Source organism: Novosphingobium indicum, from assembly GCF_014645195.1.
Taxonomy (GTDB): domain Bacteria; phylum Pseudomonadota; class Alphaproteobacteria; order Sphingomonadales; family Sphingomonadaceae; genus Novosphingobium; species Novosphingobium indicum.
In genome coordinates this window covers 82,568-96,316 of sequence record NZ_BMLK01000004.1, presented here as the reverse complement: position 1 = coordinate 96,316, position 13,749 = coordinate 82,568, and the positions used below count along the sequence as shown (strand labels likewise).

Below are 13,749 nucleotides of genomic sequence, written 5' to 3'. Positions count from 1 at the left end.
CTTTTCACCGTGGGCGTTGCGCCGGCGGCTTTCGTCTCTAGATTGTTACCTCATCAGACCCCGAGGAGTTTTTTCCATGTCCACCATTGCTGTCACCGATGCCAGCTTCGAAGCCGACGTTCTGAATGCCGACAAGCCCGTTCTCGTCGATTTCTGGGCGGACTGGTGCGGCCCGTGCAAGATGATCGGCCCGGCTCTCGAGGAAATCAGTGAGGAACTGGCTGAAAAGGTGACCATCGCGAAGATGGACATCATGGCCAACACCGACATTCCCGGCCAGATCGGCGTGAAGTCGATCCCGCTCATGGTACTGTTCAAGGACGGCAAGCCCGTAGCCCAGAAGCTCGGCGCGGCCCCCAAGAATGCTCTCAAGGGTTGGCTCGAAGGCGAACTTTGATCGCCTGACCTTCGATTTCCAGGAATAACAGAGGCCCTTCCTGCCATGTGGCGGGGAGGGCCTCTGTTTTCCGGATGCCGCTATTGGCTGCCGAGCACAGCCAGTCGTTCGGCCAAATCGTCGAACAGGGCGGCTGACGATGCTCCGATCATGCCGCGGCGTTCGAATTCATCGACGCGGTAGGCCGAGCCATCAGGGCGGACGCAGTGTCCGCCGGCTTCGTTGAGAAACAGCGCACCGGCTGCGTGGTCCCACGGCAGGGTGCGTTCGAATACGGAAACATCGTTGGTGCCCAGAACCAGGCGGGGGTACTGCTCGGCGGCGCAGCGAGGAATGTCGACCAGACGATAGTGCGGAGCAATGTGCTCGCGGATCTGCGCGCGCCGGCTTTCTTCCAGAAATATGAGAGAAATGGCCGCGACCGGCCTGGTCTCGCCACTGGGCTTTGCTGCAACGCGCTCGCCATCTATCCAGGCGCCAGAGCCGAGACCGGCGTGGCAGAACCGGCCTGTCAGACAATCGAGTATCCATCCGCCCAGCGTTTCGCCCTTGTCCGCCAGTGTCACGAGGACGCCGAAAGGGGGCTTGCCGGCGGCAAAGTTGTTAGTGCCGTCCAGCGGATCGACGATCCAGCACAGGCGGTCCTTCAGCTGGTCGAGGACTCCGCCGTCCGCAAACGTGGCTTCTTCGCCAACGACAGCGGCTTCCGGAAGCAGCTTGGAGAGACGGTCTGTCAGAAGCTCTTCGCTCTTCCGGTCTGCGACCGTGACAACGTCGTCGGGTGCCTTTGCATCGATCTGCGCGGTCGTCAGCGATTGGTAGTGCGGCAGGATGGCCTGCTCGCTCGCTTCCCGCATGATCGCTTCGACGGCCGTTGTCAGGGCGGGCGTAATCATGTGAGCGGGATCATCACTTGCGAAGCATATCCGGGACGTCCGCGTATGCGGTCGTACCAGTTGGCGATTGCCGGAAAGTCCGGCTTGTCGAACGGCAGGCTGAACCAGGTATAGGCGTAGACGCCCATGGGAATGTCCCCGACACCGAACTGGCCGCCAGACAGCCAGGGTTTTTCCTGAAGATAGCGTTCCATGACGGACAGATGTCTGGCGCAGGCGATGACGCCTTGCTCGATCGCTGACATATCCCAGTTTTCACGCGGTGTCCGTGCGAAGCTGAGAAACGGTACGCGCTGCGCTTCGGCGTAGGCTGCTTGCCAGTCCATCCAGCGGTCGGCCAGGGCACGGTCGATAGGATCGGCAGCAAACCAGCGTTCTCCGCCGTACTCGGCGGCCATGTACCGCAGGATTGCGTTCGATTCCCACAGGACGACCTTGCCATCCTCGATAGTGGGGATCAGGCGGTTGGGGTTCTTGGCGAGATACTCGTCGGTAAATCCGAACTGCCCGCCGATATCGCGGCGCTCGTAAGCGAGACCCAGTTCCTCCGCAAACCACACCACTTTCTTGACGTTGTGGGAGTTCAGGCGGCCCCAGATCGTGAAGAACGGCTTGGCCATCGGTTTAGCTGCGGTAGTCGGCGTTGATCGAGATGTAGCCGTGCGTCAGGTCGCAGGTCCACACGGTGGCTATACCGTCGCCAAGACCCAGATCGACTTCGATCGTCACGTCCTGTCCCTTGAGGTGTGCAGCGACTGGCGCTTCGTCGTAGTCCGGCACGGGCATGCCCTCCAGCGCGGCCCATATCCCGCCGAAACCGATCGAGAGCTTGTCACGGTCGGCGGGTTCGCCTGCCTTGCCCACGGCCATGACTACGCGGCCCCAGTTGGCATCCTCGCCGGCAATGGCGGTTTTCACCAGCGGCGAATTGGCGATGGCCATGCCGACCTTGCGCGCGCTCTCGTCCGAGACGGCGCCGCTGACGGTCACGGCGATGAACTTGGAGGCGCCTTCACCGTCGCGCACGACGAGGTGGGCCAGTTGGGCGCATACCTCATGGATGGCAGCATAGAAGGCATCCGCGCCGGGGCTTTCGAACGAAGTGAGCGGGGCGTTGCCGGCCTTGCCGGTGGCGAAGGCCAGTACCGTGTCGCTCGTCGAGGTGTCCGAATCGACGGTGATGCAAGAAAATGTGCTGCGGTTCGCTGCCGAGAGGCATTTCTGCAGGAATGCGGGATCCACTGCGGCATCGGTGAACAGATAGCCTAGCATCGTCGCCATATCCGGCGCGATCATGCCGGAACCCTTGATTATGGCGCTGATGGTGATTTTCGTGTCGCCGATCATCGCCGTGGCCGTCGCGCCTTTTGCGAATGTGTCCGTGGTTGCGATGGTGTTGGCAGCGTCTTTCCAGGAACAAGGCTCTGCTGTTAGCGCTTTTTCCACGCCCTCACGCGCCTTGTCCTTGGGTAGCGGCACACCGATGACGCCGGTGGACGAGACAAAGACCTGTTCTTTGGCGCAGCCAAGGTGGGCCGCGACCTGATCCATGATCTGCTCGACCGCCTCGCGTCCGCGATAGCCGGTAAAGGCATTCGAATTGCCGGCGTTCACGACAAGCGCCCGCGCCTGACCCTGCCTGATATTTTCGCGGCCGAGTTCGACTTCGCTCGAACAGCACAGATTCTTCGTGAAGATCCCGGCGACGGCGGTGCCTTCTTCGAAAGTGACATAGGTGAGGTCGCAGCGGCCCCAGTCCTTGTAACCTGCACGTACGACATGCGGCGTGACCCCGTCGATTTGCGGCAGGTCTGGAAAAGGCGTTGCGAGCGGCGATACCGGGTAAGTCATGCCCACGCGGGTAACGCAAGACTGTGACAGGTCAAGCACTAGCGAGACAGCCGGCGGGTAGCGCCGATTCATCCGTAAATTCGGTCAGAGTGCGCGGGGCAGTAGACTAATGGCCCGCACGTCCTTATCTGCACGCCATGGCCAATCGCCTGCTCCTGACCCTCCTTGCCCTGTTGACGGGGTTTTCCGCGCAAGTCGGCCCGGCCGAGGCGCGTGCGTCGCAGGTTGCCAGCATGCAAGTGGCGATGCTGGGCGAGGTTGCGTCAGCCAAGGCACCGCGTGCACCGGTCGCGCTGGCACGCTTGCCGGAACCGGGCCTTCTCAATACGCGCCGCCATGCGCCGGCCCGCACAGCCGAGCCGGTTGTCGTTTCGGTTGTACCGGTGCTGCCGGGAATAGACCGCGCTCGCGAATAGCGGGTAAATCTCCAGGTTTTCCGCTCCTTTTGAGCGTGCTCGATGCGTCCGGCAAAAGTCGATGACGCATCTTCGAAATTTACCATACATCTTCGAATAACAGGGATTCCCGCCATGCTCGGCGCCATCGTCAAATCCATTTTCGGTTCTTCCAACGACCGCTACGTCAAGTCGCTCGACAAGATCGTGCAGCAGATCAATGCCTTCGAATCCACGCTTGAAGCCTTGAACGATCAGGAACTGGCGGCACAGACCGTCAAGTTTCGCGAGCAGCTCGCGAACGGCTCTAGTCTTGACGACATCCTGCCCGAAGCCTTCGCCACGGTGCGCGAAGCCTCCAAGCGCGTGTTCGGCATGCGCCACTTCGATGTGCAGATGATCGGTGGCATCGTGCTTCACCGCGGTGAGATCGCCGAGATGCGCACCGGTGAGGGCAAGACGCTTGTCGCCACCACCGCTACTTACCTCAACGCGCTTGAAGGCAAAGGCGTGCACATCGTTACGGTGAACGACTACCTTGCCCGCCGTGACGCGGAGTGGATGGGTCAGGTTCACCAGTTCCTGGGGCTCACCGTCGGCGTGATTGTGCCCAACCTCAACGAGTTCGAACGCCGCGAGGCCTATGCCGCCGACATCACCTACGGCACCAACAACGAGTTCGGCTTCGACTATCTGCGCGACAACATGAAGCACGAGCGCAGCCAGATGGTGCAGCGCCCCTTCAACTTTGCGATCGTCGACGAAGTCGACTCGATCCTTATCGACGAGGCGCGTACCCCGCTCATCATCTCGGGTCCGACGGACGACAAGTCGGAACTGTACATCTCGGTCGACGCGGTCGTGAAGCAGTTTGATCCCGAAGACTATGAGACCGACGAGAAGCAGAAGAGCGTCATGCTGACCGAGGACGGCGTGGAAAAGGCCGAGCGCATGCTCGAAGCCGCGGGCCTGCTGGAGGGTTCCAACCTCTACGACGTCGAGAATACGCAGGTGGTCCACCACCTCGACCAGGCACTCAAGGCCGTGGTCATGTTCAAGCGTGACACGGACTACGTTGTGAAGGACGGCAAGATCGTCATCATCGACGAATTTACCGGCCGCATGATGGATGGCCGCCGCTGGTCTAACGGTCTGCACCAGGCGGTCGAGGCCAAGGAAGGCGTGAAGATCGAGCCGGAGAACCAGACGCTCGCCTCGATTACGTTCCAGAACTACTTCCGTATGTACCCCAAGCTTTCGGGCATGACCGGTACGGCCGCGACCGAGGCCGCGGAATTCTACGACATCTACAAGATGAACGTGGTCACCATCCCGACCAACTTGCCGATCCAGCGCATCGACGAGGAAGACGAGTTCTACAAGAACACGCTGGACAAGTTTGGTGCCATCGCCAAGCTCATCCGCGAGAAGAACGAGAAGGGCCAGCCGGTCCTTGTCGGCACCGTTTCGATCGAGAAGTCGGAACTGCTTTCGGACTTCCTCAACAAGGAAGGTGTGAAGCACTCGGTGCTCAACGCCCGCTTCCACGAAAGTGAAGCGCACATTGTGGCACAGGCGGGCCGTCTGGGGGCAGTGACCGTCGCCACCAACATGGCCGGCCGCGGCACCGACATCCAACTCGGCGGCAACTTCGAGTTCCGGACAGACGACGAACTGCGCGACATGCCCGAAGGGCCCGAGCGCGAGGAAGCCATCGCCCGGATCAAGATGGAAGTGGCCGAAGAAAAGCAGAAGGTGCTCGATGCGGGCGGCCTTTGCGTGATCGGCACCGAGCGGCACGAAAGCCGCCGCATCGACAACCAGCTTCGTGGCCGTTCGGGCCGTCAGGGCGATCCGGGCCTGTCGAAGTTCTACCTCTGCCTGGAGGATGACCTCCTGCGCATCTTTGGGCCGGACACCCTGTTCTCGAAGATGATGAATTCGAACCTTCAGGACGGCGAGGCGATCGGTTCCAAGTGGCTTTCCAAGGCCATCGAGACCGCGCAGAAGAAGGTCGAAGCGCGCAACTACGAAGTCCGCAAGCAGGTTGTCGAATACGACGACGTGATGAACGACCAGCGCAAGGTGATCTACGAGCAGCGCGCGGATATCATGGACGCCGAGGCGGTCGATGATGTGGTGGTCGACATGCGCCATGATACGATCAACGCACTGGTGGCAGATGCCTGCCCGCAAGGTTCCTACCCCGAGCACTGGGATGTCGAGGGCCTGAAGGAAAGAGTCAGGGACGTGCTCGCGATCGATCCGCCGATCGAGACCTGGGTCGACGAAGACGGTATCGATCCGGAAATCGTCGAACAGCGCATTACCGAAATGGCCGATGCGCACATGAACGAGAAGATGGGCAAGGACGATCCGTCGATCTGGCGTCAGGTCGAAAAATCGATCCTGCTCGATAGGCTGGACCACTACTGGAAGGAGCACCTCGCCACGCTCGACGCCCTGCGTCAGGTTGTGTTCCTGCGCGCCTATGCGCAGCGCACGCCGATCAACGAGTACAAGCAGGAGGCGTTCAGCCTGTTCGAACGCATGCTGGAAGGCATTCGTGAGGACGTGACGCGCATCCTGGCCGTCAGCGAGCTGCGCATGCCCGAGCCTGCTGCCCTTCCGGATCTGCCGGACTTCCTTACCGGCCACATCGATCCGTTTACGGGGCTCGACAACTCCAATGATGGTGACGGTTCGGCTGCACAGGCGGCGCTGTTCGGTTCGTTGGCGGGAAGCCCCGAGGCCGGAGCGAGCCCGGGCGGCACGGGTGAGAACCCCTATGCTGACCTGCCGATCAGCCGCAACGCGCCTTGTCCGTGTGGTTCGGGCAACAAGTACAAGCACTGCCACGGCGCTCTCGTCTGACCACTGGCGATTGCTTGGATAGGCAATGGCATCCTGCCTGATACGGCGGATGCCGCGCTTCGCCTTGGCACTTTGAAAACCCGTCGATAGCCTCTTCCCCAACAACAACGGGGGAGAGGTTCGGGCATGCATGCTGACGAAACCGCAAGCACGGGCAGCGAAATGCCTGGCGGGCCGGCGACGCGCGGGCGGACAGTCACCATTGTATGGCTGGCACTGATTGCAGCGACGGTAGTCGGCTGGCTGGTGTCGGGGCATGACGGGGCGGGCGCCCACCCGGTCCGCATCGCGACGATACTGGGTTTGGCCGCGATCAAAATCTATCTTGTCATAGCGCTGTTCATGGGCTTGCGCTCTGCAGGTATCGGATGGCGTCTTGGTGCCGTAACTTGGAATGTCGGAACATTCGCCGCTGTCGGACTGGTGATTGCGGGATGGCCCTCGTGAGTCCGCCAGTCGATCTTGCGCGCATCGCCCGCATACGGCAGAGCCAACTGATTGCGCTCAATAGCCTGTTCCCCTTCATGGCGGTGTTCTTTCTCGGCTGGGCGGTGCTGGGGCATCTGATCCCGCCGCCGTCACCCTCTCTGGGCGGTGAAGAGATGGCACGCTTTCTGCTGGGGAGCAGGGACCGGCTGATAGCCTGCATGATGCTCTCGATGATGAGCATCGCCTTCTTGATGCCCTTCAGCGCCGCGATTATCGGGCAGATCGCGCGGATCGAGGCGGAGGGGCCGCGCGTCTGGACTTATGCGGCCCTGATGGCAGCGGCGGGCAACGTCGTTTCCTTTACCTTTCCGCTCATGTTTCTCGGCGTGGCGCTGTTCCGGCCGGACCGTTCGCCCGATCTTGTCCTGCTCGCCAGCGACCTTGGCTTTCTGCCGTTTCTCGGCATGGCCTGCCCCTACATCGCCTTTCCCATCTGCGTGGCGATCGCAGGGCTTCTCGACACCTCTTCCGAACCGGCTTTCCCGCGCTGGTACTGCTGGTTCTCGATCGCTTCGACCATCGCGATCTTGCCCGCGCCCATGCTGATGTTCTTTCACGATGGCTGGTTCGCCTGGAATAACCTGTTCGGGTGGTGGCTGCCGTTCTCCGACGTTTTCGGCTGGATGATGGTGACCTGGTGGCTGGTGCGCCGCGCGATCAATGCCCAGGCAGCCGCAGCAAAGACGGAGGCAGCGGCATGAGGACCAGCGAGACACGACACTTGCCGGGGGAAACCGGACTGTGGGTCTTCATCTTCATGGATCTGGCCCTGTTCGCACTCTTCTTCGTGCTCAGCGCGATCGACCGGGTGCACAACCCGCAAGTCTTCCACGAAGGACGGCAAGGCTTGCTGGTTGGCGTGGGCCTGATCAATACACTGGTGCTGCTGACGGGCTCATGGGCCGTTGCCATGGGGACACGAGTCGTTCCGCGTGGCCGTTTCGCTGCGCCCTGGATATACGGCGCTGCTTTCTCAGGCCTCGTGTTCCTTGCGCTTAAGACCGTGGAATATGTCCATGCTGCACAGGCCGGGTACGCGGTGTCGGCAGATGTCTTCCGCACCTGGTATTTTTTCCTCACCGCATACCATGGGTTTCACGTTGCTGCAGGCATGCTGCTGCTTACCGTGGTGGCGAATCATATGCGGAGAGAGACTGCGGCGGACGAGCGGCTGATCGAAGCAGCCGGATGCTACTGGCACCTCGTCGATCTGCTCTGGATCGGAATCTTCGCGGTGATCTACTTGCTGTGAAGCAAGGATCGACGGCCGCAAACCCAATTGTTGTGGTGGAGGAAAAAATTGGCTCCCCGAGTAGTTCTATACGAACCCCAGATTTCTGCGGGTTTGAGTAAGGTTCACCCTCTTGTGCGACTCACGGTAGTCTGCGGCGTCCTAGACAAAAGGGTTCACCTACTTTCCCTACGTTTGCTTCGATACTGTGGAGTCTACGTCCCGGACTTGTGGGGGGGGCTGGCTGCAGAGAGTCTCGATGCGCGGACTTGGTGCTGTTGTTCCCTTTTAAGCTTTGAAGGACTGCCTTACATATAGGAGGCATAAAGGGGTGTTCATGGCCATATATAATCTATTTTCCAAACGGCAGGCGGACGCCGCCAATTCGGGCATTTCAGACGTATATCAATATGATGAAATACCGCAGAACCTTCGTGTTCAGGTTGGACAGATTAGTACTGAAGCCATAGGACAATATGGTTCATATGCCGGATCCTACACTAATATAATTGAGGACAACGACGTTTGGCATAATATTGAGCGCATATATCTTCGCGAAAAGGGTTTGGATAGGATCTCGCATGAAGATTTTTCTGGGGCACGTATTCTTGCTTACATGCGCAAATGCGCAACGCTCGACTGGTTGGACTTTCTTGAGTTGATTGCGATCGGCATCGAAATCATGGCTGGAGAGCGGTATAGGTATAAGCGCCAGACGTGGCAGGTGTCGATGCAAGGTCAAAAGGCAATCGACGAAATTAACTACCGTTTGCTTCAGGCTGGTGTCGGGTATCAGTTGGAAGGCACGCGGCTGATCCGAGTGGACAGCCAATATGTGCACGCTGAAGTGGTGAAGCCTGCGCTCTCATTGTTGTCCGGCCAGGGGTTCGAAGGGCCGAGGCAGGAGTTCCTAGAAGCTCATCAGCATTATCGGGCTAGCGAATTTCGACAAGCAGTGGCGATGGCCGCGAATGCGGTTGAGAGTACGTTCAAATCGATCTTTGATCAAAAAGGCTGGACTTATCAGAAGGGCGCTCGCATCTCTGACTTGGTAAAAGTTGCAAAGGCTAACGGTCTGTGGCCAGTCTATCTAGACGGAAGCTTTGATCAACTTGTTGCGACATTGCAGAGCGGCCTGCCTAAGATAAGAGACAATGATGCCTCTCATGGGCAAGGCTCTACTCCGAAGAATGTGCCGGGTTATATTGCCGCGTATGCGCTTCACCTCGCCGCAAGCAAAATCGTTTTTATAGCTGAGGCATCAAAGTGTATGGCACGTAGCGAATGAAGGATCGGAACTGGTTGGGCGGAGCCTGAATTAGGCATCACTAGATGATGCCTGACTTTCCTCGCCATCTCATCCAGCCTTCTCCAGCTTATCAGCCACGGGTAGAACGTGGCTGCATGCTAAGTCGCACAGATGGTAATGGTAGCTGGTTTCCTCAGTTAGAGCGTCGGAACCAACGTGCGAACAAAGCTTAAACAATGTTGGAAAAAGGAGGGGTCTGTAAGGTTCACCTTTTAGGTGAACCTTATGAAAAAACGCCTAACCCATTGGTTTTGCGCGCTTTTTTGTAAAAGTGGCTCCCCGAGTAGGATTCGAACCTACGGCCATTCGATTAACAGTCGAATGCTCTACCGCTGAGCTATCGGGGAGCAGCCCTGCAGTGTCTCCACCGCGGGGCAGGGGTGCGCCTATAAGCGGCTCGTTTCGCCTTGGCAAGCCCGAGCTGGAGGAATTTTCGTACAAAATCATTCCGTCGTGCAGACGGCGCGGGTCAGACCTGGAATTGCTCGGCAAAGATGCGTTCTTCGAGCGTGAAGCCGGGGTCGAACAGCAGGGTCAATTCGCGCTCCGCCGTCGCCGCGATCCGTACGGTGGCGACATCGCGCACTTCCTTCTGGTCGGCGACGGCAGCGACAGGCCGTTTGCCGGGTTCGCGGATGCGGAATTCCACTTCCGCGCTTTCGGGCAGGATCGCGCCTTTCCAGCGGCGCGGGCGGAAAGGGCTGAGCGGCGTCATGGCCAGCATGCGGCAGCCCAGCGGGAGAATCGGTCCGTTTGCGGAGAGGTTGTAGGCCGTCGAGCCGACAGGCGTGGCAAGAAGAATACCGTCACCGGCCAGTTCCTCCATGCGCACGCGTCCGTTGATGCGCACTTCGAGCTTCGCGGTCTGGCGGGTTTCGCGCAGCAACGAGACCTCGTTGATGGCGTAGTAGCTGAACTCCTCGCCGTTCTGATTGGTCGCGTGCATGCAGAGCGGACGAACCGGGACCCGGTGCGCTTCGGCAATGCGCTGTGCCACCGGGACGTGGTCCTGCTGGCCGTTCATCAGAAAACCCACGGTTCCCAGATTCATGCCATAGACGGGCTTCAGGAATTCCCAGTCGAGCATTTCGTGCAAAACGTGCAGCAAAAAGCCGTCGCCGCCCAGCACCACAAGTACGTCGGCTTCCTGCGGTGAAACCCAGTCGTGCGAATCCCGCAGCGACTGGGCACCGGCTTGCGCCTTGGCGCTGTCCGATACGATCAGTGCAAGCTTCAGATCGTCGATCATCAAGTCCCCCGGTCGCCTTCGACCATATCGGGGGTGGCTGTCGAATTTTGAACGCTTTGGCAAGGGCTTTGGGCTAAGGGCTTTCCATGGGTGTATCGCAACAGGATCGAACTCAGAGCCATTCTACGCGGCTCGAAGACCGGCTGACGGGCATTCCCGGTGTGGATTCTGTGCACGAGCGGATAGCGGCATGGCGGTCGGATCCGGCGATCGTACCGCGCCATGCCCATGTTCACGCTATGCTGTTCAGCCTGCGCAGGCTGGAGGCGATCAACATTGCCTACGGGGAAGCGGCGGGCGACGGTGCGCTGGAGGAAGTCGCTAGCCGCATCCAGCATTTCGCATCCGAAGAGCTGGATGGCCCCTGGCAGCTGGCTCGGGCCGGCGGCGGCAGCTTTTTGCTTGTGGCTAACGAGGCTTGCAGCCGCGAGCGCTGGCAACTCGTGGCCGATCAGTTGGCCGATCTCATTTCGCGTCCCATTGCCGTTCCGACCGGCGTTTTGCGCTTGTCGCCCCGCGTGGCGCTCATCAGGGCGCTGACGGACGAGAGCGTGGACTCGATGCTGGATCGCCTCGGACACGCACTGCAGGAAGCCAGCGAGCAGCAGGGGCAACGTCTGGCCTGGGCAGATGGGGAAGTGACGCCGCCGGGGCATTCCAGCGCGCAGCTGGAAGCGGACCTGCTCGGTGCCATCGACCGCGACGAGATCGAAGTCCTGTTCCAGCCGCAGTTCAACCTCGAGGATGACAGCCTCACCGGCGCCGAGGCGCTTGCGCGCTGGAACCACCCGGAGCTCGGCCGGATCGGGGCGGGCGCGCTCTTTTCGATAGCAGAACGCGCTGATCACATCGGTCCGCTTTCGCGCCACATTGCCGCCAAGGCCTTGGCAGCGGCGAGCGAATGGCCGGGAGACTTGCGTCTCTCGATCAACGTCACGCCCGCCGATCTCGCGTTCGGCAGCTACGTGCGCCAAATGCTCGACCTGATACGCGAGAGCGGCTTTCCGCTGCGCCGACTGACGCTGGAAGTTACCGAGCAGGCGCTGATCAGCGATATCGCCATGGCCGCAGACATGATGGCCGAATTCTCCGCGCAGGGTATTCGCATCGCGCTCGACGATTTCGGGGCGGGGTTCTGCAACTTCCGCTATCTGAAGGTGCTGCCGATGCACTACCTCAAACTCGATCGCTCGATGATCGAGGGGGTGACTACAGACAAGCGTGACGTTGCCGTGCTGCGCGCCATCGTCGCAATGGCCGAGGCACTCGACCTGAAGGTGATCGCCGAGGGCATCGAAGAGGAAGCCCAGCGTGTTGTCGCCAAGCGGGAAGGTTGTGGCTTCTATCAAGGCTTTCTGCGAGCGCAGCCGATGAGCGCGGCGCTGTTCCAGAAACTGGCCGGCTCCGAGGCGTGACGCAGACCGAAGGTTAGGAAAAGGGCCGGAAGGTTTCCCTCTCCGGCCCTGTTTCGATCAGTTTTCGCCCTGCGCGTAGAAGCGCTCGAGATCGAGGCGCATCTGGTGCAACGCTTCGGGGTTCAGGTAGATCATGTGCCCGGCAGGGTAGTACGTGAACTGGAGGTTGGGCTGCAGCTTGGGCTCGAGCATCATGTGCTTGAGGTCCCGCTCGGTCGAGTGGAACGGCGTGGCCATGTCGTAGTAGCCGTTGAGCGACAACACGCGCAGGTGCGGATTGGTGCGCATCGCGGCGCTGAGGTCGACGGTTACGTCGGCGACATTCTGGTTGCGACCCCAGCCACGCTGCGGCGATTCGTGCGACCAGTCCCATTTGAAATCGGCACCTTCGCGCGCGCTCAGGCGGTAGTGCATGTCGGTGCGATAACCGAAGGTGTTGGTCAGCCGATCGAGGAAGCTGCCGACGTAGGCGCCGGTGATCGCGGTGCTTGATACGTCGTAGTCGGGCCCTTCGCCAGCGGCATCGGGGTCGATGCCGAGATAGCGCCCATCGAAGCGCCCCACCGTCTCGCGCTGATCGCGCAGCAGCTCCTTGCGGAACCGGTTGAGGTCGACGCGCAGGTTGGCCTTCTTGATGAATTCCACCGACAGACCGGTGAAGCGGCTCAGCTGCCGGGCTACGGCGTCCTCTTCCGCCGGCGTGATGTCCTGCCCCTTGCCCAGAGCCGCCGCGTAGGCGCCATTGGCGAACTGGCGAGACTGTTCGACGAAAGTCGCCAGATCGGCCGGACGGTCGGGGACCTTGTTGTGATACCAGGCGACCGCCGCGAAGGTCGGCAGATAACCGACATAGATATTGTCGAAGCCAGACTGGCGGATGCCGTAGTTCATGATCGAGGACAGCAGCATCACGCCGTTGAGCGCCATGCCGCGATCCTCGAGCTGGTATGCGAGGGCGCCCGAACGGGTCGTGCCGTAGCTTTCACCGAAGATGTACTTGGGATCGCCCCAGCGGCCGTTCTTGTTGACGTAGCGGAAGATCGCCTTGGCAAAGGCATCGACGTCCTGATCGACTCCGTAGAAGGTCGAGGGCTTTGTGTCTCCCAGCGGACGCGAGTAACCGGCGCCGACGGCATCGATGAAGACCATGTCGGTGCTGCCGATCAGGCTGTCTGGATTGGGCGCGACGTTGAACGGGGCGGGCTTCACGGAGACGGGGTCGGTCGTCTGCACGCGCATCGGGGCGAAGCTGCCCATGCGCAGCCACAGGCTCGCCGATCCGGGGCCACCGTTGTAGAAGAACGTCAGCGGACGATGCTTACCCGGCGCGGTATAGGCGGTGTAGAAGACGCTCGCGGTGGGCTTGCCGCTGTCGTCGCGGATGGTGAGCGTTCCGGCAGTCGCGGTGTAGGCGATCGAACGGCCATCGACCGTGACCGAGCCCTTGGTCGACTTGGAGACTTCCTCGACCGGCGCGCTGGCCCAGTTGTCGGCCACGGTCTTGGCAGTCTGCTTGGCGTGTTCCTTAGCCGCAGTGGCGGCATCATCATCGGGCTTTTGCGCGAGAGCCGGTTGCGAAAGCACAAGCAGCGAAACAACGGCAAGCGTCGCTGGGAGTTTCATCGATTATCCTTTGTATCGTC

The 13,749-nt window shown here is 60.5% G+C and carries 13 protein-coding genes and 1 tRNA gene; 8 read left to right on the top strand and 6 right to left on the bottom strand.

The window, feature by feature from the left end:
* The first annotated feature begins 76 nt into the window (after nt 1-76).
* Nucleotides 77-397, top strand: coding sequence for a thioredoxin (gene trxA, locus IEX64_RS05130; RefSeq protein ID WP_188818614.1), 321 nt, complete (start codon nt 77-79; stop codon nt 395-397).
* Between the two features lie 80 nt (nt 398-477).
* Here trxA and IEX64_RS05125 read toward each other — a convergent pair whose 3' ends face one another.
* The 3 genes from IEX64_RS05125 to argJ are packed head-to-tail and all read right to left on the bottom strand — an operon-like array spanning nt 478 to nt 3,144.
* On the bottom strand, nt 478-1,293 hold the full coding sequence (locus IEX64_RS05125; RefSeq protein ID WP_188818613.1) for an inositol monophosphatase family protein: 816 nt from the start codon (nt 1,291-1,293) through the stop codon (nt 478-480).
* The gene (locus IEX64_RS05120) at nt 1,290-1,913 is read right to left on the bottom strand and encodes a glutathione S-transferase family protein (RefSeq protein ID WP_188818612.1); all 624 of its coding nucleotides are present in this window, start codon (nt 1,911-1,913) and stop codon (nt 1,290-1,292) included. Before IEX64_RS05120 ends, IEX64_RS05125 begins: the two co-directional genes overlap by 4 nt.
* Before the next feature lie 4 nt (nt 1,914-1,917).
* Complete coding sequence (argJ, locus tag IEX64_RS05115; RefSeq protein ID WP_188818611.1) at nt 1,918-3,144, bottom strand: bifunctional glutamate N-acetyltransferase/amino-acid acetyltransferase ArgJ; 1,227 nt, start codon at nt 3,142-3,144, stop codon at nt 1,918-1,920.
* A gap of 137 nt (nt 3,145-3,281) precedes the next feature.
* On the opposite strand from argJ, the gene IEX64_RS05110 reads away from it, so the two are divergent.
* The 6 genes from IEX64_RS05110 (at nt 3,282) to IEX64_RS05085 (ending at nt 9,421) form a co-directional block, all read left to right on the top strand.
* A complete protein-coding gene (locus tag IEX64_RS05110) occupies nt 3,282-3,560 on the top strand; it encodes a hypothetical protein (RefSeq protein WP_188818610.1) in 279 nt (92 codons plus the stop codon).
* 114 nt (nt 3,561-3,674) lie between these two features.
* Nucleotides 3,675-6,413 (top strand): preprotein translocase subunit SecA, encoded by a 2,739-nt coding sequence (gene secA, locus IEX64_RS05105; RefSeq protein ID WP_188818609.1) that lies wholly within the window; start codon nt 3,675-3,677, stop codon nt 6,411-6,413.
* A gap of 126 nt (nt 6,414-6,539) precedes the next feature.
* Nucleotides 6,540-6,860: a cytochrome C oxidase subunit IV family protein gene (locus IEX64_RS05100; protein ID WP_188818608.1), complete on the top strand. Its 321-nt coding sequence runs from the start codon at nt 6,540-6,542 to the stop codon at nt 6,858-6,860.
* Complete coding sequence (locus IEX64_RS05095) at nt 6,857-7,603, top strand: hypothetical protein (RefSeq protein ID WP_188818607.1); 747 nt, start codon at nt 6,857-6,859, stop codon at nt 7,601-7,603. Before IEX64_RS05100 ends, IEX64_RS05095 begins: the two co-directional genes overlap by 4 nt.
* The gene (locus tag IEX64_RS05090) at nt 7,600-8,154 is read left to right on the top strand and encodes a cytochrome c oxidase subunit 3 (protein WP_188818606.1); all 555 of its coding nucleotides are present in this window, start codon (nt 7,600-7,602) and stop codon (nt 8,152-8,154) included. The genes IEX64_RS05095 and IEX64_RS05090 overlap by 4 nt, the downstream gene beginning before the upstream one ends.
* 316 nt (nt 8,155-8,470) lie before the next feature.
* Nucleotides 8,471-9,421: an abortive infection family protein gene (locus tag IEX64_RS05085; protein WP_188818605.1), complete on the top strand. Its 951-nt coding sequence runs from the start codon at nt 8,471-8,473 to the stop codon at nt 9,419-9,421.
* A 293-nt stretch (nt 9,422-9,714) separates the two neighbouring features.
* On the opposite strand, the gene IEX64_RS05080 is transcribed toward IEX64_RS05085, so the two are convergent.
* Both IEX64_RS05080 and IEX64_RS05075 read right to left on the bottom strand, forming a co-directional pair.
* Nucleotides 9,715-9,789, bottom strand: a tRNA-Asn gene (locus IEX64_RS05080).
* A 122-nt stretch (nt 9,790-9,911) separates the two neighbouring features.
* Nucleotides 9,912-10,691: an NAD kinase gene (locus IEX64_RS05075; RefSeq protein ID WP_188818604.1), complete on the bottom strand. Its 780-nt coding sequence runs from the start codon at nt 10,689-10,691 to the stop codon at nt 9,912-9,914.
* An 86-nt stretch (nt 10,692-10,777) separates the two neighbouring features.
* Here IEX64_RS05075 and IEX64_RS05070 point away from each other — a divergent pair, with 86 nt between their 5' ends.
* Nucleotides 10,778-12,106 carry a GGDEF domain-containing phosphodiesterase gene (locus tag IEX64_RS05070; protein ID WP_188818603.1) on the top strand — a complete coding sequence of 443 codons (1,329 nt, stop codon included), beginning with the start codon at nt 10,778-10,780 and terminating at the stop codon, nt 12,104-12,106.
* A 57-nt stretch (nt 12,107-12,163) separates the two neighbouring features.
* Here IEX64_RS05070 and IEX64_RS05065 read toward each other — a convergent pair whose 3' ends face one another.
* Nucleotides 12,164-13,729, bottom strand: coding sequence for a S10 family peptidase (locus IEX64_RS05065; RefSeq protein WP_188818602.1), 1,566 nt, complete (start codon nt 13,727-13,729; stop codon nt 12,164-12,166).
* Nucleotides 13,730-13,749 lie beyond the last annotated feature (20 nt).

Bases quoted from the DNA above. Each gene is read 5' to 3' on its own strand.
- trxA (WP_188818614.1), top strand. From the start codon at position 77: ATGTCCACCATTGCTGTCACCGATGCCAGCTTCGAAGCCGACGTTCTG.
- IEX64_RS05125 (WP_188818613.1), bottom strand. From the start codon at position 1,293: ATGATTACGCCCGCCCTGACAACGGCCGTCGAAGCGATCATGCGGGAA.
- IEX64_RS05120 (WP_188818612.1), bottom strand. From the start codon at position 1,913: ATGGCCAAGCCGTTCTTCACGATCTGGGGCCGCCTGAACTCCCACAAC.
- argJ (WP_188818611.1), bottom strand. From the start codon at position 3,144: ATGACTTACCCGGTATCGCCGCTCGCAACGCCTTTTCCAGACCTGCCG.
- IEX64_RS05110 (WP_188818610.1), top strand. From the start codon at position 3,282: ATGGCCAATCGCCTGCTCCTGACCCTCCTTGCCCTGTTGACGGGGTTT.
- secA (WP_188818609.1), top strand. From the start codon at position 3,675: ATGCTCGGCGCCATCGTCAAATCCATTTTCGGTTCTTCCAACGACCGC.
- IEX64_RS05100 (WP_188818608.1), top strand. From the start codon at position 6,540: ATGCATGCTGACGAAACCGCAAGCACGGGCAGCGAAATGCCTGGCGGG.
- IEX64_RS05090 (WP_188818606.1), top strand. From the start codon at position 7,600: ATGAGGACCAGCGAGACACGACACTTGCCGGGGGAAACCGGACTGTGG.
- IEX64_RS05085 (WP_188818605.1), top strand. From the start codon at position 8,471: ATGGCCATATATAATCTATTTTCCAAACGGCAGGCGGACGCCGCCAAT.
- IEX64_RS05075 (WP_188818604.1), bottom strand. From the start codon at position 10,691: ATGATCGACGATCTGAAGCTTGCACTGATCGTATCGGACAGCGCCAAG.
- IEX64_RS05070 (WP_188818603.1), top strand. From the start codon at position 10,778: ATGGGTGTATCGCAACAGGATCGAACTCAGAGCCATTCTACGCGGCTC.
- IEX64_RS05065 (WP_188818602.1), bottom strand. From the start codon at position 13,729: ATGAAACTCCCAGCGACGCTTGCCGTTGTTTCGCTGCTTGTGCTTTCG.